The organism is Pseudomonas sp. I2 (assembly GCF_040984075.1).
Classification (GTDB): Bacteria; Pseudomonadota; Gammaproteobacteria; order Pseudomonadales; family Pseudomonadaceae; genus Aquipseudomonas; species Aquipseudomonas guariconensis_B.
Genome location: NZ_JBCGFQ010000025.1, coordinates 60,005 through 77,754 on the forward strand (window position 1 = coordinate 60,005; position 17,750 = coordinate 77,754).

A 17,750-nucleotide genomic window follows, 5' to 3' on the forward strand; every position below is an offset into this window, starting at 1 on the left:
GTTCGACCTCCTACTTCACGTCCGGCGGCGTCTGGAAGGTGTGGTAGGGCGCCGGCGAAGGCACCGTCCACTCCAGCCCGTCGGCGCCATCCCAGGGCTTGGCCGGTGCCGGCGCGCCGCCGCGGATGCACTTGATGACGATGAACAGGAACAGGAACTGCGTGGCGCCGAAGGTGAAGGCGCCAATCGACGAGACCATGTTGAAATCGGCGAACTGCAGGTTGTAGTCCGGGATCCGCCGCGGCATGCCGGCCAGGCCCACGAAGTGCATGGGGAAGAACGCCATGTTCATACCGATGAACGACAGCCAGAAGTGCAGTTTGGCCAAGGTTTCGTCGTACATGTGCCCGGTCCACTTCGGCAGCCAGTAGTAGGCCGAGGCGAAGATGCCGAAGATCGCCCCGGGCACCAGCACATAGTGGAAGTGGGCGACGACGAAGTAGGTGTCGTGGTACTGGAAGTCCGCCGGCGCGATGGCCAGCATCAGCCCGGAGAAGCCGCCGATGGTGAACAGGATGACGAAGGCCACGGCGAACAGCATCGGCGCCTCGAAGGTCAGCGCACCCTGCCACATGGTGCTGACCCAGTTGAACACCTTCACCCCGGTAGGCACGGCGATCAGCATGGTGGCGTACATGAAGAACAGCTCGCCCACCACCGGGATGCCGACCACGAACATGTGGTGGGCCCAGACGATGAACGACAGGAAGGCGATCGCCCCGGTGGCATAGACCATGGAGGTGTAGCCGAACAGCGGCTTGCGCGAGAACGCCGGGATGATCGAACTGACCGCGCCGAAGGCCGGCAGGATCATGATGTACACCTCGGGGTGGCCGAAGAACCAGAACACATGCTGGAACAGCACCGGGTCACCACCGCCGGCGGCGCTGAAGAAGCTGGTGCCGAAGTGGATGTCCATCAGCATCATGGTCACCACGCCGGCCAGCACCGGCATCACTGCGATGAGCAGGAACGCGGTGATCAGCCAGGTCCAGACGAACAGCGGCATCTTCATCAGGGTCATGCCTGGCGCACGCAGGTTGAGCACGGTGGCGATCACGTTGATCGCGCCCATGATCGAGCTGATGCCCATCAGGTGGATGGCGAAGATGAAGAAGGTCACGCTGGCCGGCGCGTAGGTGGTCGACAGCGGAGCGTAGAAGGTCCAGCCGAAATTCGGCCCGCCGCCGGCGCTGAACAAGGTCGAGACCAACAGCAGGAAAGCCGCCGGCAGCAGCCAGAAGCTGAAGTTGTTCATCCGTGGCAAGGCCATGTCCGGCGCGCCGATCATCAGCGGGATCATCCAGTTGGCCAGGCCCACGAATGCCGGCATCACTGCCCCGAACACCATGATCAGGCCATGCATGGTGGTCATCTGGTTGAAGAACTCAGGTTCCACGATCTGCAGGCCGGGCTGGAACAGCTCGGCGCGGATCACCATGGCGAACGAGCCGCCGAGCAGGAACATGGCGAAGCTGAACCACAGGTACATCGTGCCGATGTCCTTGTGGTTGGTGGTCAGCACCCAGCGCATCAGGCCCTTGGCCGGGCCGTGGGCATGCTCATGGCCTTGGGCGTGGTCGTCGATCACTGCACTCATGTCCTGTCTCCTGCAATCCGGTGGCTGTTGCGGGAACACCCGTCGACCCGGCTCATTGGCCTTCTGCCTGCTTGAGCGCCAGCACATCCTTCGGCGTGACCATATCGCCCTTGTTGTTGCCCCAGGCATTGCGCTCGTAGGTGACCACGGCGGCGATGTCGACTTCCGAGAGCTGCTTGCCGAACGCGGCCATGGCAGTGCCAGGCTTGCCGTGGAACACGATGCCCAGGTGGTCTTCCTTGGGGCCAGTGGCGATCTTCGAGCCCTTGAGTGCCGGGAACATCGGCGGCAGGCCCTGGCCCTCGGCCTGGTGACAGGCCACGCAGGCGGTGTGGTAGACCTTGTCGCCACGCTCGACCAGCTCCTCCAGGGTCCACTCCTTGCTGGTCAGCTCCTTGAGCTTGGCCGCCTCGGCCTTGCGCTCGCCGAGCCAGGTGTCGTAGTCGGCCTGCGACTTGACCTCGACCACCACCGGCATGAAGCCATGGTCCTTGCCGCACAGCTCGGTGCACTGGCCGCGGTAGATGCCGGGTTTCTCGATGCGCGTCCAGGCTTCGTTGACGAAGCCGGGAATGGCGTCGCGCTTGACCGCGAAGGCCGGCACCCACCAGGAGTGGATGACATCGGCGGCAGTCACCAGAAAGCGCACCTTGGCCCCGACCGGCAAGACCAGCGGCTGGTCGACTTCCAGCAGGTAGTGCTCGCCCTTGGGCGCCTGGTTGCGGATCTGCTCGGCGGGGGTGGCGATGTTGCTGAAGAACTCCACGTCCTGGCCCAGGTACTTGTAGTGCCATTTCCATTGATAGCCGGTGACCTGGATGTCGATGTCCGAGTCGCTGGCGTCGTAGATGTCGATCAGTGTCTTGGTGGCCGGGATGGCCATGGCCACGAGGATCAGGAAGGGGACGATGGTCCAGAGGATCTCCACCCAGGTGTGCTCGTGGAAGTGAGCAGGCTCCTGGCCGGTGGAGCGACGGTGGATGACCATCGACCAGAACATCGCGCCGAACACCACGATGCCGATGACCACACAGATCCAGAAGATGGTCATGTGCAGGTCGAACACGGCGCTGGAGACTTCCGTGGCCCCCGGAGCCATGTTCACGGTCCAGGCAGCGTGCGCCTGACCGAATCCCAACCACAACAGGAGGCCCATCCAGACATGTGGATGTCGCATCATTGCGGGTTCCCCTTATCGTTCTTGTTGTCCCGGAGGCGTGGACCTACGGCAAGGGGGGACGGCGGCCAAGACTGCCTACTTCGACGACCGAGCCCCTGCGACAGCAGTCGGGCCTCATCAACGAATCACGTTCAACCGGAGTATAGACACCGACCAATGGCACGCAACGAAGGCCATGAAATGAACTTCATGATTCCGCCGGATCGCCTGTAAACCCCGTGCTCAACGGCTCGGGGCACAATGATGGCACATTGATATAACTGCTTATGCAGGCGTGTCTTTCGGTTATAACAAATGCGTCTTAGGCATTCTCGTAAGCAAGCTAACTTAGTGTCTTCCGTTTGTAACGCCTTGTCCCTGGAGTTGTCATGAACATCGCCGCTGTACGCGAGCAGATCAGCCAAGCCCATCAACATGAAAGCCAGACCGGCCAATTGAAAGTACGCCTCGAGCAGCAACTGCCCCACCTGCATCCGTCGATCCGACTGCCGGAGCAGGACGCCCAGGGTACCTTGACGCGTTTCGTCAGCGCCTATATCGACCAAGTCCCGGAGTTGCTGGAAGCTGCGCATGCAGTGGCCCGCGAGGCCGGCATCGAGTCGCAGATCAAGCCGGTGCTGAAGATCGCCGAAGCCTATTTCCTCCAGCCTCCGAGCGTCATGCAAGGGCATGTCGGCCTCGACTGCCTGCTGGACGAGGCCTACCTGGCCCATCGCCTGGTCGAAGAGGTCAATGACCTGTACATCCGTCATTTCCAGCAACCGCTGATCCCCCTCGATACCACCGTGGCCAACCTGATCGCCCATCAGTTGATCGGCGAGACCTTCGCCAACCAGCTGGACGAGGTGGTGCACCACTCGGTGGACGAGTTGCTCGACGACGAGAGCTTTGCCGTGGAGTCGGTGGAGACCTACCGCGAGACCCTGTGCAGCCCCGCGACCGGCGAAGCCTGGAAACGCTGGCCGTGCCTGTCGCGGCAACTGAACGTGGACCTTGCCCTGCAACCCTCCTGACGCACCGAGGCGGCTGGGAAAGGCGTCCCGCTGCTGCCCCTCGTACTCGATCGCTACTGTCATCCGGCCGCCGCAAGGGCGGCCCCGACCCATCGAACAGGTGATGACAATGACGATCCAGTGGAATCGAATCTATACCGACCTGCTGCGCGGCAGCCGGCCGACGCTCTGGGGCAACTGGGCCCTGAACCCCAACATCCAGCCAGGCGCGGTCGGCATCGTCGACCCGGCCTCGGGTGACTTCAGGCTCGTCTGCGAACAATTGCCCGGCGCAGAAGTATCGAGCAGCCAGCAGGGCCGCAAGTGGCAGATCAGCTCGAGCGGCGTACAGCGCCGCGAAGTCAAGACGAGCGTGGCGGGAATGGTCTACGACCCGGCCACCGGCGCCCAGGTGCAGCCGGATGCCGCCATCGAATGGAGCTTCGACCGCGAGGAATCCATCGCCTCGGAGTTCGCCCTCAGCGGTGAACGCAGCCTCAGCAACCTCACGCTGCTGCACGACAGCTACGACTGGCTGCTGGATCACGCCAGGCGGGTGAACATGGCCACCGCCGCCGGCATTTCCGAAGGCTTCGGCGTGGTGACCACGGTGGTCTATGCCCAGAGCGGCGTCAATGCCGGCGCCAAGAAACGCAACGCCCGGTTCTCCCTCGCCGGCAGCGCCAGCGGCCTGAACAGGTTGCTCGGCGAGGACGGCATCTCCGGCAAGGGCAACGCCAGCTTCATCGTCACCAGCGACAGCAGCGCGATCGAGTCGCACACCTTGCCGGCAAGAAGCGGCGAGGTGGCCAGCGAGCCGCTGCCCGTCGCCTATGGCTTCGCATCCTTCGCCGGCAGCAGGGTGCTGGTGCCCAACTGGATCCGCAAGATGGGTGTGTTGAGCCTGGTGGTCGACAGCAAGGCCTCGGCCTTCACCACCTACACCACCCGGGTCACCTTGTCGTACGAAACCCCCAATGGCCCGGTCGAAGACACCCGGACCATCGTCGGCGGCAGCTCCGCCAGCTTCAGCGATATCCCGCTGACAGCCACCCGGATGACACTCGTCGCCGAGTTCATCAACCTCGGCAAGAACACCCGCCAGGCGCTCACCTGGAACACGCCTGCCACCGAGTGGCTCGGCGGCACCCGGGTCGTCAACCTGACCGGTACCTGGCCGGGTGCGCCGCAGATGAAGGAAGTGGACGCCTGAGGTCAGGCGCCCGCAGCGCTGCGCAAGCGCCCTTCGATCCTGCGCTTGAGGCCACGCTGCTCGATACGCAGGCTGCAACCGCTGGCCTGGCTGGCCTTGCCCCAATCCTCGAGCAATTCCAGGCAGGAATGGTCGATGTAGGTCAGGTTGGCCAGCGGGACATGCAACGTGGTGCCGGGCGGCACGCTGTCGAGTACCTGGGTCAGGGCAGGGACCTTGAGGAAGGTCGCCGCCCCGCTCAGGCGCAGTTCCATGTGCCCGGGACGGTCGAGGTGGACCAGGTTGATCTTCAGCCGCGCGGCCTTGAGCGCCAGCTTCAGTAGCGTCAGGGCGAAACCTAGGAGTACACCGGTGAGCAGGTCGGTGAAGATGATCGCCAAGGCGGTGGCGGCATAGGTGAACATCGGCATGCGCCCGTAGCGGCCAAGGCCGCGCAACGCCTTGAAATCCACCAGCTTCACGCCGGTATAGACCAGCACGCCAGCCAGGCTCGCCACCGGAATCTGCTGCAAGACGCTGCTCAAGGCCACCACGAAGGCCAGCAGCCACACGCCATGGAAGATCGCCGACCAGCGTGTCTGCGCCCCGGCCTGGACGTTGGCCGAGCTGCGCACGATCACCCCGGTCATCGGCAGTGCGCCCAGCAAGCCGCAGAGCATGTTGCCTACACCTTGCGCCGACAGTTCACGGTCGAAGTCCGAGCGCTGGCCGCTGTGCATGCGGTCGACCGCGGCGGCGGACAGCAGGGTCTCGGCGCTGGCGATGAACGCCAGGGCCAGGGCGGCCACCAGCAGGGTCGGGTCGGCCAGCGCGAGCAAGTCATGCGGGCGCAACCAATCGATGGCCTCGGACAGGTCGGCCGGTACCTGCACCCGCTTCACCGGCAGCGCCAGCCACAGGCTGATGGCCGTCATCGCCGCCACGCCGAGCAGGGCACCCGGCAAGAAACGCAGGCGCTGGGGCCGCCAGCGCTCCCAGCCCCACATCAGGGCGATGGTCCCCAGCCCCAGCGCACCGGCCTGCCAGCCGCTGCCGGCGCTCTCCTGGGGCAATGCCGAGGCCAGCGTGGCGGGAAAGCCCAGCAGGTTTTCGACGCCAGAGGGCTGCGGCGCGGTGTCGAACATCACATGCACCTGGGACAGCACGATCAGCACGCCGATACCGGCGAGCATGCCGTAGACCACAGCCGGCGCGGTGACGCGGAACCAGCAGCCCAGGCGCAAGCGCCCGGCCAGCAGTTGCAGCAACCCTGCCAGCAGGAGGATCGGCCCGAGCATGGCCATGCCATGTTGGCGCACCAGCTCGAACACCAGCACCGCCAGGCCGGCGGCCGGGCCGCTGACCTGCAGCGGCGAACCGGCCAGGAAACCGACCACGATGCCACCGATGATGCCAGTGATCAGCCCTTTGGCCGGCGGCATGCCCGAGGCGATCGCGATACCCATGCACAGGGGCAGGGCCACCAGAAAGACCACGACCGAGGCCAGCAATTCGCGCGGCAGGGCCGCTTTGATCTGTGTCTTGTTCACCATGAAGCTCCTTACTTTCAGTTGCACGGCCATTCCTCTGGCCGGGACACGGGGATCCCTGAATCGCGCGCAGGGGCGCGCCGCCAGCGAGGCCGGCAAGGTATCCAGGGAATTCAAGGCAGCCGATAACCGGACCACACCACGAGGGTGCGGCCGGCGATCAGGACGTCATGCAGAGGTGTTCGGGTCGCTTGAGGCGTGTAGCCTAGTAGCGGCCTCTCGGTGTAGCGCAGGGGATCGGTTCGCCTGCGGCTAGCGGCAGGAAGCTGTCGCTGGCGGCATCGTAGGCTTCGATCTGGCTGGTCTCGATGTCGTAGACCCAACCATGGATGTACAGCTGGCCAGCCGCCAGGCGAGAAGCGACCGAAGGGTGGGTGCGCAGGTGATGCAACTGGGCGATGACGTTTTCCTTGGTCAGCACCTGCATGCTTTCGTGCTCGCTGCCACAGGAGCAGTTGTCCTCGACCACCGTGCGCGCGACCTCGGCATGACGCAACCAGGCCTTGACCGTCGGCATCTTCTCCAGCGCGTGAGGGTTGAGCACCGCCCGCATGGCACCACAGTCGGAGTGGCCGCAGACGATGATGTGATGCACGCCCAAGGCCATCACCGCGTACTCGATGGCGGTGGACACGCCACCGTTCATCTGCCCGTAGGGCGGTACGACGTTGCCGACGTTACGGGTCACGAACAGATCGCCCGGCGAGCTCTGGGTGATCAGCTCGGGAACGATGCGCGAGTCGGCGCAGGTGATGAACATGGCGCGCGGCGTTTGTGCCGTGGCGAGCTTCTTGAACAGCTCCTGCTGCTCGGGAAAGACATCGTGATGAAACCGCAGGAAGCCGTCGACGATATGCTTCAGGGCAGCATCGGCGCTTTCGGCGGGTGCAGCCGGGACGGCCTTGGAGGGGTCCTTGACGGGCATGATTCATCCTCTTGACGGTTTGTAGGCAAATTCCATCTTACCGGTTAAAGATTCTGGCTATGCAGGGTTTAGATGACGCGCACAGGCCATTGATCACAGTCTCTGTGGACTGATTTCCTACGCTACCGGGGAAAACTTAACTGAAACTGAATTCGGAGGCTCTAGAACGGGCGTTCTAGCTGATACAGGCGGGTGCTCGATAATAGCAAAAAAACATCAATCGCCAATACCCATGAGCGAAAATAACAGCTGCCATTAGTGGGGCTGGGGATGGCATCAGAACAACTTCAGTTGCCCGTTCGGCGGGCAGAACGCCGTGCAATCCAGCGCCTGCGCCTCGCGGCCTGCGAACCCCAGCCGCCGCATGGCCTTGCCGAACCGCTGCGCCAGCAACTCGGCGAAAACGCCTTCCCCACGCATGCGTGTGCCGAACCGGCTGTCATACAGCTCGCCGCCCCGGCTCTGGCGGATCAGGCTGAGCACATGGGCGGCGCGCTGCGGGTAATGGTCGTGCAGCCATTGCTCGAACAACGGCGCCACCTCCAGCGGCAGGCGCAGCATCATGTAGGCCGCACTCTGCGCACCCGCTGCCTTCGCCGCCTCCAGCAGGTGCTCCAGCTCGCTGTCGTTGATCATCGGGATCATCGGCGAACACAGCACCCCCACCGGCACGCCCGCCTCGCGCAGGACCCGTATCGCCCGCAGCCGCGCCTTCGGTGCCGCGGCGCGGGGTTCGAGGATGCGCTTGAGTTCGTCATCGAGGGTGGTGAGGCTGATCATCACCCGCGCCAGCCGCTGGCTCGCCAGCTCCGCCAGCAGGTCCAGGTCGCGCAGCACCAATGCACCCTTGGTGACGATGGTCACCGGATGGCGGAAACGCAGCAGCACTTCGAGCAGGCGCCGGGTCAGCTGCCGCTCGCGCTCGATGGGCTGGTAGGGGTCGGTGTTGGAACCCAGGTTGATCGGCGCGCAAACGTAGCCCGGCTTGCTCAATTGCTGCTCGAGCAATTCGGCCGCGTTGGTCTTGGCGATCAGCTTGGTCTCGAAGTCCAGGCCAGGGGAAAGGTCCCAGTAGGCATGGCTGGGGCGGGCGTAGCAGTAGATGCAGCCATGCTCGCAGCCCCGGTAGGGATTGATGGAACGGTCGAAGGGCAGGTCCGGCGAGGTGTTGCGGGTGATGATGCTCTTGGCCGTCTCGATCCGCACCTCGGTACCCTGGGTGGGCGGGACTTCCTGGTACCAGCCATCGTCCTCCTTCACCGACTGGCTCGGGGCGAAGCGGTTGTGCGGGTTGCTGGAAGTGCCGCGTCCTCGCAAGGGTGCTGGGTTCATGATGGGATACCGAGATACTGTATTCATATACAGTATCTCGGAGTTAGTCGGGTTTCCAGTACCGTCAGGCGCCAGCCGTCGCCAGGTATCGCGCGCGGTAGGCCTCGTGCGACAACGGCCTGCCCAGGAAGGCCTCCAGCGAGGCGCTCATCGAACGCAAGGCACCCGGCGCCAGGATCTCCTCGCGCAACCGCTGCCCGAGCCTGGCGTCATCCACGCCTTGCGCCTCGAAACGCGCGAAGATATCCAACGCATGGACCTCGGCCCACAGGTAGCAGTAGTAGCTTGCGTCATAACCGGTTACCAGGTAGTCGAAGGCCTCCGGGTATCGTTCGTCGTCCTGGCCAGCCAATACCATGACCCGGCTGCTCGCCAGCCCGGCGATTTTCCGCACGTCGATGGGTGTATCGGCGGCCTGGTGCAACAGGACGTCGAACAGCGCCAGGCGCAGCTCCTTGGCCAGGGTCTGCAATTGCTGCTTGCACTTTGCCCGCAGCCATCGCTCGACCTTCTCCAGCGAAGCCTGCCCGCCGTGCTCGAAATGCCTGGAGAGACGTTGCAGGCTCTGAGGGCTCCAGCACCATTGCTCCAGCACCTTGCCCACGAACTCCGAGGCATCCTTGCCAAGGTGCTCGATCGAGTTCAGCCGTCGCTGGGCGTTGCCCATCAGTACCTGGTGCAGACAGTGTCCGAACTCATGGAAGAGCTTGCACAGGTCACGGTGGCCAAGCAGGGTCGGCTGGTTGTCTTCATGCCTGGGATAAGCACAGGACAGCGCTATGACCGGCAGCGTGGTCCCCGTTCCCGGGTCTTCGTGCCGGCTCCTCATTGGAAAGGCAAACGCCCAGTCCGGCTTGCCCGGGCGCGCGAAGGCATCGATGTAGATGTACCCCAACGTGTTACCTGCCTGGGTGACCTTCCACAACTGGACGTCCGGATGCCACGCCACGTTGCCCTGGTCTTCCAGTGTGATGCCGAACAGCCGCGCCGCCCATGCCTGCAATGACGCGAGCACGCCTGGCAAGGGGAAGTAGGCGAGCATGTCCTGCTCGGGGCCCTGCGCCTCGCGGTCATGCAGGCGGCTGGCAAGGTAGGCCTGGTCCCAAGGCTGCAACCTCCCCATACCTTGTGTTTCAGCCAGATGGACCAAAGCGATGGCTTCCTGTTTCAACGCCGGTCTGGCATGCTCGGTGAGCGTGCCAAGAAACGCCTCCACCTCATCCACCGTCTGGGCGGACTTGCTCTGCAGGCTCAACGCCATGGCATTCTCGAAGCCCAATAATTGGGCCTTTTCGTGCCTCAAGCGCACCAGCGCCTGGAGGACCTTCGCATTATCCCAGCCGGTCTTGGCGGCTTGGTCCGAGGCCAAGGTCGACCCTCTGCGGTAGACAGTCTCCCGAAGCGAACGATTGTCGGCATGCTGCAGCAGGACGGTCACCGTTGTGTCGTCGAGCGTGACCAGCCAACCCTTGCGCCCATTTTCCGTGATGGCGGCCAGCGTTTCGTCTGGAACGTCATCGCTCATCGCCGTCCTCGCTTTATCCGCCAGGGTGACGAGGGTCTGTTCTGGAATACCGGCAAGTTCGCCTGGGTCAGTGATCAACAACACCCCGTCTTTCCTGGACGCGCTCAGGTTATCGAGGAAGGTATCCTCCAGTCCCCTGATGGCCTCCTGCGTCCGAACAAGCTGCTGGCGCTCGGGCTCCGGCAGGGCCGCACCGGCAAGCCTAAGTTCCTCCAGGATGCTGGCCAAGGTCGCTTTCTGCTCGGCGTCCAGGTCACCACGGGCCACCTGGGAATAGGCCTCGAGCAGCAACGGTGCATGGGCCTCTTTCTCATCCCGGTAGGCGCTCAGATGGGCATGGCAATCATTGACCGCTGCAGCCCAGCCGTCGTCCCGGTGGGCACAGGGAACAACCATCTTGAAACGGTCCTCGATACGCAGGTCGAGGCGCTCGATAGCCATGACCAGGTTGTCCCAGGTAGGGGAGGTGGCCGCAGAGGCAAGAATCGTCTGGAGTTCACGGCGGTTGTCTTCGGCGATCTGGCGAAAGGCAGGTTCGAGGTGCTCGACCTCCAGGCGAGTGTAGTCGAGCAGCTCGAAGGGTTGCAGCAGCGGGTTATCCTGGGCCATTTCTTGCTCCATCGAATGAAAAGGAGCGCAAGAGGCTATAGGGCTGATCCCGGGGTGAAGGGTTGAATATCTACCACCTGGCCGACGGAACACACCCAACAACGCCCCAGTGTTGCGAACCGGGGCGTTGCAGACGTGTCACTCCGCTGGCTTCTTCAGCTTCGGATTGGGAAAGAACTGGACCGTCTGCACCTTGGCCGGCGCCTTGGGCGCCAGCTGGTTGACCCGGGTGCCGAGCTCCTTCGGAATCGACAGGCCTTGCTCGTTGAGGGTGTCGGAGAACCCGCAGGCCACGCACTCGCGGTGCGGTACGCCGTCCTCGTCCCACATCATCAGCTTGTCGGTCTCGCTGCAGGCCGGGCAAACCGCCCCGGCGATGAAGCGCTTCTTGGTCTTGTTCACACGTACCTCGCTCATGCCGCCGCGTCCTCGCTCAGGCCACTATGGCGCAGCAACGCATCGATGGAAGGCTCGCGGCCACGGAAGTCGACGAACAGCACCATCGGCTCGCGGGAGCCGCCACGGGCCAGGATGGCTTCGCGGAAGGCACGGCCGGTCTCGGCATTGAGCACGCCTTCTTCCTCGAAGCGCGAGAAGGCATCGGCCGACAGCACCTCGGCCCACTTGTAGCTGTAGTAACCCGCCGCGTAGCCGCCGGCGAAGATGTGGGCGAAGCTGTTGGGGAAGCGGTTGTAGGCCGGCGGACGCATGACCGAGACCTCGTCGCGCACGTCTTCCAGCACCTGCAGCACGCTGCGGCCGTCGCCATGGTTGGCGTGCAGCTCGAAATCGAACAGCGAGAACTCCAGTTGGCGCACCATCATCATGCCCGACTGGAAGTTCTTCGCTGCCAGCATCTTGTCCAGCAGATCCTGGGGCAGCGGTTCGCCGGTCTCGTAGTGGCCGGAGATCAGCGCCAGGCCTTCGGGCTCCCAGCACCAGTTCTCCATGAACTGGCTCGGCAGTTCCACCGCATCCCAGGCCACACCGTTGATACCGGAAACACCGGCATGCTCGATGCGGGTCAGCAGGTGGTGCAGGCCATGGCCGAACTCGTGGAACAGCGTAGTGACCTCATCGTGGGTCAGCAGCGCCGGCTTGCCAGGCGCGGCCGGGGTGAAATTGCACACCAGGTTGGCCACCGGGCTCTGCAGCGTGCCCGCGGCAGTACGGCGACGGTCACGGGCGCCATCCATCCAAGCACCGCCGCGCTTGTTGGCGCGGGCGTACAGGTCGAAGAAGAAGCGGCCCACGTGCTGGCCGTTTTCCTTGATCTCGAACAGGCGCACGTCCGGGTGCCAGCTGTCGAAGCCCTTGAGCTCGGCGATCTCGATGCCGTACAGACGCTGGACGATGGCGAACAGGCCCGAGAGCACCTTGTCGATCGGGAAGTAGGCGCGCAGGGCTTCCTGCGACACGCTGTAGCGCTGCTCGCGCAGCTTCTCGCCGTAGTAGCCGGCGTCCCAGCTCTGCAGCTCGGCGCAACCCTGCTCGGCGGCATAGGCCTTGAGCTGCTCCAGATCCTGGGCGGCGAATGGCTTGCTGCGCTTGGCCAGGTCGCGCAGGAAGCTGAGCACCTGGTCGCTGGACTCGGCCATCTTGGTCGCCAGGCTCAGTTCGGCGTAGTTCCGGTAGCCCAGCAGCTCGGCCAGTTCCTGGCGCAGGTCGAGGATCTCGCTCATCACCGGGCCGTTGTCGAACTGGCCGGCGTTCGGGCCCTGGTCGGAGGCGCGGGTGCAATACGCGGCATAGAGTTCTTCACGCAGAGCACGGTCGGCAGCGTAGGTCATCACGGCGTAGTAGCTGGGGAACTCCAGGGTGATCAGCCAGCCGTCGAGGCCCTTGGCCTGGGCGGCGGCGGCCATCTGCGCCTTGGCCGACTCGGTCAGCCCGGCGAGCACGGCCTCGTCGGTGACGTGCTTGGTCCAGGCCTGGGTGGCGTCCAGCAACTGGTTGGAAAAGCGGCTGCCCAGCTCGCTGAGGCGGCTCTGCACTTCGGCGTAGCGCTGCTGCTTGTCGGCCGGCAGGTCGATACCCGACAGACGGAAGTCACGCAGGGCGTGCTCGATGATGGTCTTCTGCGCGGCATCGAAACCTGCGGCTTGCGGGCTGTTGGCCAGCGCTTCATAGGCCTCGAACAGCGCACGGTTCTGCCCAAGCTCGGTGGAGTAGGCGCTCAGGGCCGGCAGGCAAGACTCGTAGGCCTCGCGCAGCGCCTTGCTGTTGCACACCGCATTGAGGTGGCTGACCGGGCTCCAAGCCGCGCCCAGGCGGTCGTTGAGTTCGTCCATCGCCAGCACCAGGCCGGCCCAGGTAGGGTGCTGGCCCTGCTTTTCGAGGATCTCGGCGATGGCTTTGCGGTTGTCGGCCAGGATCTCTTCGATCGCCGGTTGCACATGTTCGGCACGGATCGCCGAGAAGGGCGGCAGATCGTAGGACTGCAGAAGCGGGTTGTTCGCACTCACGGTTTGGATACCTTGGCAGGAGAAACACGCGCCCATCTTAATTACAATCGACGCCGACCGCAGCAGGCAGCCCGCCTATCGGCATTCAAGAGAGGCGCTATCATGGCCATCCGAACATTCCAGCAGCACACTCCGAACCTTGGGCCACGGGCTTTCGTCGACCGCTCGGCGGTGGTGCTGGGCGACGTGGAGATCGGCGAGGACAGCTCGGTCTGGCCGCTGACCGTGATCCGCGGCGACATGCACCGTATCCGCATCGGTGCGCGCACCAGCGTGCAGGATGGCAGCGTGCTGCACATCACCCATGCCGGCCCGTTCAACCCGGACGGCTTCCCCTTGCTGATCGGCGATGAGGTGACCATCGGGCACAAGGTCATGCTGCACGGCTGTACCCTGGGCAACCGGATCCTGGTCGGCATGGGCAGCACCATCATGGACGGCGCCATCGTCGAGGACGAGGTGATCATCGGCGCCGGCAGCCTGGTGCCGCCCGGCAAGCGCCTGGAAAGCGGCTACCTGTACGTGGGCAGCCCGGTGAAGCAGGCCCGGCCGCTGACCGACAAGGAGCGCGCCTTCTTCCCCTACAGCGCCGCCAACTACGTCAAGCTCAAGGACCAACACCTGGCCGAAGGCTACGACCGCCCCGAATGATCCCTGTGGGGCTTGCCCCCGAACACCTGAGTGGACAGCAGCGCATGCACCAGCAGAACATCCTTTTCGACCTCGACGGCACCCTGACCGACCCGCGCCTGGGCATCACCCGCTCGATCCAGTACGCCCTGGCCAAGCTGGGTATCGACGAGCCGGACCTGGCACGGCTCGAGCACTTCATCGGCCCACCCTTGCTGCAGGCCTTCATGCAGTTCTACGACTTCGACGAGGCCAAGGCCTGGGAGGCGGTGAACTTCTACCGCGAGCGCTTCCGCGTCACCGGCCTGTACGAAAACCTGGTGTTCGAAGGCGTGCCAGCGCTGCTCGAAACCCTCAACGGCCAGGGCCGGACCCTGTACATCGCCACCTCCAAGCCGTGGGAGTTCGCCCGCGAGATCGCTCGGCACTTCGCCTTCGATCATCACTTCAAGGTGATCTACGGCAGCGAGCTGGACGGTACCCGCACCAACAAGGTCGAGCTGATCCGCCACCTGCTCGACGAAGAAGGCCTGGACCCGGCGCAGACGTTGATGATCGGCGATCGCAAGCACGACCTGATCGGAGCCCGCAGCAACGGGTTGCAGGCGGTGGCGGTGGGGTATGGCTTCGGCAGCCGGGAGGAGTTGATGGCAGAAGCGCCGGCGTTCCATTTCGACACCCTGGCGCAGATGCACCAGGCGTTCATCGGCGCCTGAACGCAATGACCAGGGGCTGCTTTGCAGCGGCCCCCCGGTCAGCGTCCCCCCGACAACCTGGCCAACTCAGCCTTGCGCACCTCGGCCGGCATCCGCCCCAACGCCTCGACCCGCGCATAGAACCGGCTCCAATCCCCCCGCACCTGCTCGAACAACGCCGCGAACCCCGCCACCCACTGGTCGTACAGCCCGAACGGCAACAGCTTGGCATTGTTCAGCGGCCCGTACATCCAGGCGTCATACCGCCGGTCACCGCCCCACTGGCCATCCCGCAGCACCCGGTACTCTGCACGCAGGCGTTCGAACTCCGCCTGCTTGGCCGCCCGCTTGCCCGCATCGTCCAGGGGGCCGGCATAGATCGCCTGGAGCCTTTCACGGCAGGCCAGCACCAACCGGATGAACTGCTCACGCTGGCGCACGGCGCGCTCCTGAATCGCTGGAAGCCCACGCGCCACGCGCCATTGCCGCGATCCCTCCTGCTCGACGAAGGTGGCGAAGGACTCGTTGAACGCCGTGTCGTCCTTCACATAGAAACGCTGGTGCGCCAGCTCGTGGAAGATCAGCGCGGCCAGGCGCTCGTCGTCCCAGCTGGCCATCGACGACAGGATCGGGTCGTCGAACCAACCCAATGTGGAATAGGCCTCCACGCCCCCCACATAGACGTCCATGCCCGCCTGCCGCATCAAGGCCGCCGCGCCCCGGGCAGCCCCTTGGCGGTAGTAGCCCCGGTAGGCTACGCAGCCAGCGATCGGGAAGCAGTGGGTCACCGGCTGCAACGACAACTCGGGCGTGGCGAACAGGTTCCACACCACGAAAGGCCGGCCCAGGTCGGCGTAGACCCGATAGCTACGGTTGTCGGGCAGCTTCAGTTGCTCGCTGGCGAACGCCCGGGCCTGTTCGGCATGCAGCAGGCGCTGGCGCAGTCGAGGGGACGTGGCCGGGTCCTGCAGCACACGCTCGACCGGCTGGCGGGCGCGCAACAGTTGCCACTGCCCTTGGGCCAGTTGGCCGTAATAGCCGACGCTGGCGCAACCGTTCAGCAGAAGGGCCGCCAACAGGGGAACCAAAACAGGGAAAAAGCGGTCGAGTGCCCCAGGGCTTGAGCGCAAGAAAAGAAAAAGTCTGAACATCGGGGCAGTCTGTCTCGCTCACGGCCAGTGCGTTCCAAGACTATCTCGCCAGGGGGGAGTTTCGCCATGCGTCCATTGTTTGCCGTCGGCACGCTCATGCTGCTGTCCGCGTGTTCCACCTTGCCGGACCCAGACCCGAACCAGGCCTGGATCGACCTGGCCCCGCATGACGACACCTCGCTGCACGCTGTCCAGGTGGACGAGCGCGACTGGGCCGATACCCGCTATTTCGAAGTGCCGCCTGGCCACCATGAGCTCACCGTGCGCTATCAGTTCGCCGTGACCCCGAGCAACATCGGCCCGGTGGACGAACCCCTGTGGCGCGATTGCCAGCTCAACCTGACGTTCAAGGACTTCGGCGCCGGCCAGCGCTATCGCCTGCAAGCGGGCAGCATTGGCTTTCGCCCCTGGATCAAGCTCTACGACCAGCAGCAGAAGCTGGTGGGACAAGGGCTGCCAGCAGGCTGCCAACGCACCTGAAAGGCATGCTCGACGTGACATGGCGCATGGCTGGGGACCGCGCGCGGCGCTATGCTTGTAGCTTGTAAACCGCAAGCGGGAGTCTCGCCATGCGCCAGCCCATGATGCTGATCGCCCTCAGTGCACTGGGGGCTTGCGCCAGCCCCTTGCCGCCCGTCGACCCCAAGCAAGCCTGGATCGACCTCTACACCATCACCCCCGGCAGGACCATCATGGCAGACCGCCTGGACGGCAAGCGCCTCGATGATGGCCGCTATTTCCAGGTCACCCCTGGCCGGCACGAGCTGGTAGTGCGCTTCGACTACGAAGTGTATGCGGGCGGCTTCACGACAGACCCGACCGAACGCACCTGCTACCTGACCGTGCGCTACGACGGCTTCAAGGCCGGAGAGCGCTACCGCCTGGAGGCACGGGCCCCGGTGATGCAACCGCAGGTGCTGCTGTTCGACGCCAGCCGCAAGGTGGTGGTGAACGAGCCCAGCGAAGTGTTCTGCATCCCCTGACGACAGGGCTGCCTTGCAGCCCATCGCCGGCTGGCCGGCGATGGGCGCGAAGTGGCCCCAAGTAGCCCCTGTCAGCGGTCGTTCTTCTGGTAGATGATCTTCTTGGTACCCCCATCGCAACTGCCGACGATCATGTTCTGGTCGCGGACCTCGCTGTTGGGCACGATCTCCAGGGTATAAGACGTCACGCCGGCGGCCTGGATCTTCGCTTCGATCTCGGCCTTGAGCTCCTCGCACGGCTTGGGCGCGGCCCATGCGGTCGTGCCCAGCAGGCAAGCCAGCACGACGGTTGCAACGCGGATCATGGAACGGCTCCTGAAAAGGCAGTCGGGCTGCCAACGCTGGTTAGACTACAGGAAACCGTCCCCGTTGCGCCGCTAGGAGAGCAGGGTGGCGTCCAGGCTGATCTTCGCGTTCAACACCTTGGAAACCGGGCAGCCGGCCTTGGCCTTGTTGGCGATCTCCTGGAACTGCGCGTCGCTGGCCCCAGGCACCTTGGCCTTGAGGGTCAGGTGCACGGCTGTGATAGCGAAGCCGTCTGGCTGCTTGTCGAGGCTGACCTCGGCGATGGTATCGATACGCTCCGGGGTCAGCCCCGCCTCGCCCAGCATCATCGACAGGGCCATGGAAAAGCAGCCGGCATGGGCCGCCCCGATCAGTTCCTCCGGATTGGTGCCGGGCGAGCCTTCGAAACGGGTGTTGAAACCATACGGGTTCTGCTTGAGCGCACCGCTCTCGGTGGACAACAAGCCCTTGCCGTCCTTCAGACCGCCTTGCCAGATCGCCGATGCTGTCTTTTTCATGATTGCCTCCTGGTCATGAGGTAGGTATGCCTATGGGTTCAGAGGCCAACACCCTCCGGCAAGTTCAGATCGGTCCCACACCTGGCATTGAATCTGCCGGATATGCCCATACAGAGTC

General features: G+C 64.3%; 17 protein-coding genes. 6 read left to right on the forward strand and 11 right to left on the reverse strand.

Features of this window, described 5'->3' with window-relative positions:
- Positions 1–10 precede the first annotated feature (10 nt).
- Both ctaD and coxB read right to left on the reverse strand, forming a co-directional pair.
- Complete coding sequence (gene ctaD, locus WCE05_RS14645; RefSeq protein ID WP_225789974.1) at positions 11–1,600, reverse strand: cytochrome c oxidase subunit I; 1,590 nt, start codon at positions 1,598–1,600, stop codon at positions 11–13.
- A gap of 52 nt (positions 1,601–1,652) precedes the next feature.
- A complete protein-coding gene (coxB, locus tag WCE05_RS14650; protein WP_225789973.1) occupies positions 1,653–2,780 on the reverse strand; it encodes a cytochrome c oxidase subunit II in 1,128 nt (375 codons plus the stop codon).
- A gap of 368 nt (positions 2,781–3,148) precedes the next feature.
- Between coxB and WCE05_RS14655 the strand changes: the two genes are divergently transcribed.
- Positions 3,149–3,793: a hypothetical protein gene (locus WCE05_RS14655; protein WP_225789972.1), complete on the forward strand. Its 645-nt coding sequence runs from the start codon at positions 3,149–3,151 to the stop codon at positions 3,791–3,793.
- A gap of 103 nt (positions 3,794–3,896) precedes the next feature.
- Entirely contained in the window at positions 3,897–4,985 is a 1,089-nt protein-coding gene (locus WCE05_RS14660) for a hypothetical protein (protein ID WP_368816101.1), read from the forward strand.
- Positions 4,986–4,987: 2 nt separating this feature from the next.
- Here the strand turns inward: WCE05_RS14660 and WCE05_RS14665 are convergent, their stop codons facing one another.
- The 6 genes from WCE05_RS14665 to prlC all read right to left on the reverse strand — a co-directional run bounded on the left by WCE05_RS14665 (position 4,988) and on the right by prlC (position 13,370).
- Positions 4,988–6,517 (reverse strand): SulP family inorganic anion transporter, encoded by a 1,530-nt coding sequence (locus tag WCE05_RS14665; protein ID WP_368816102.1) that lies wholly within the window; start codon positions 6,515–6,517, stop codon positions 4,988–4,990.
- A gap of 202 nt (positions 6,518–6,719) precedes the next feature.
- Entirely contained in the window at positions 6,720–7,439 is a 720-nt protein-coding gene (locus WCE05_RS14670) for a carbonic anhydrase (RefSeq protein WP_225789969.1), read from the reverse strand.
- 276 nt (positions 7,440–7,715) lie between these two features.
- Entirely contained in the window at positions 7,716–8,774 is a 1,059-nt protein-coding gene (locus WCE05_RS14675; protein ID WP_368816108.1) for a PA0069 family radical SAM protein, read from the reverse strand.
- Positions 8,775–8,835: 61 nt separating this feature from the next.
- On the reverse strand, positions 8,836–10,998 hold the full coding sequence (locus WCE05_RS14680; RefSeq protein ID WP_368816109.1) for a M3 family metallopeptidase: 2,163 nt from the start codon (positions 10,996–10,998) through the stop codon (positions 8,836–8,838).
- Between the two features lie 45 nt (positions 10,999–11,043).
- Positions 11,044–11,322, reverse strand: a complete 279-nt coding sequence (locus WCE05_RS14685) for a YheV family putative zinc ribbon protein (RefSeq protein WP_225789967.1) — start codon at positions 11,320–11,322, stop codon at positions 11,044–11,046.
- Positions 11,319–13,370, reverse strand: coding sequence for an oligopeptidase A (prlC, locus tag WCE05_RS14690; RefSeq protein ID WP_253102766.1), 2,052 nt, complete (start codon positions 13,368–13,370; stop codon positions 11,319–11,321). Before prlC ends, WCE05_RS14685 begins: the two co-directional genes overlap by 4 nt.
- 102 nt (positions 13,371–13,472) lie before the next feature.
- Between prlC and WCE05_RS14695 the strand changes: the two genes are divergently transcribed.
- Both WCE05_RS14695 and WCE05_RS14700 read left to right on the forward strand, forming a co-directional pair.
- Positions 13,473–14,021, forward strand: coding sequence for a gamma carbonic anhydrase family protein (locus WCE05_RS14695; RefSeq protein ID WP_225789965.1), 549 nt, complete (start codon positions 13,473–13,475; stop codon positions 14,019–14,021).
- A 44-nt stretch (positions 14,022–14,065) separates the two neighbouring features.
- A complete protein-coding gene (locus tag WCE05_RS14700; protein WP_368816103.1) occupies positions 14,066–14,716 on the forward strand; it encodes an HAD family hydrolase in 651 nt (216 codons plus the stop codon).
- A 38-nt stretch (positions 14,717–14,754) separates the two neighbouring features.
- Here WCE05_RS14700 and WCE05_RS14705 read toward each other — a convergent pair whose 3' ends face one another.
- Positions 14,755–15,846, reverse strand: a complete 1,092-nt coding sequence (locus WCE05_RS14705; protein ID WP_368816104.1) for an aminopeptidase — start codon at positions 15,844–15,846, stop codon at positions 14,755–14,757.
- A 66-nt stretch (positions 15,847–15,912) separates the two neighbouring features.
- Here WCE05_RS14705 and WCE05_RS14710 point away from each other — a divergent pair, with 66 nt between their 5' ends.
- Together WCE05_RS14710 and WCE05_RS14715 are read left to right on the forward strand one after the other, a co-directional pair.
- Positions 15,913–16,326 (forward strand): hypothetical protein, encoded by a 414-nt coding sequence (locus WCE05_RS14710; protein WP_225789962.1) that lies wholly within the window; start codon positions 15,913–15,915, stop codon positions 16,324–16,326.
- 89 nt (positions 16,327–16,415) lie between these two features.
- Positions 16,416–16,829, forward strand: a complete 414-nt coding sequence (locus WCE05_RS14715) for a hypothetical protein (protein WP_225789961.1) — start codon at positions 16,416–16,418, stop codon at positions 16,827–16,829.
- Between the two features lie 71 nt (positions 16,830–16,900).
- Here the strand turns inward: WCE05_RS14715 and WCE05_RS14720 are convergent, their stop codons facing one another.
- Together WCE05_RS14720 and WCE05_RS14725 are read right to left on the reverse strand one after the other, a co-directional pair.
- The gene (locus WCE05_RS14720; protein ID WP_225789960.1) at positions 16,901–17,134 is read right to left on the reverse strand and encodes a DUF1161 domain-containing protein; all 234 of its coding nucleotides are present in this window, start codon (positions 17,132–17,134) and stop codon (positions 16,901–16,903) included.
- 72 nt (positions 17,135–17,206) lie between these two features.
- Positions 17,207–17,632 carry an OsmC family protein gene (locus WCE05_RS14725; RefSeq protein WP_225789959.1) on the reverse strand — a complete coding sequence of 142 codons (426 nt, stop codon included), beginning with the start codon at positions 17,630–17,632 and terminating at the stop codon, positions 17,207–17,209.
- Positions 17,633–17,750 lie beyond the last annotated feature (118 nt).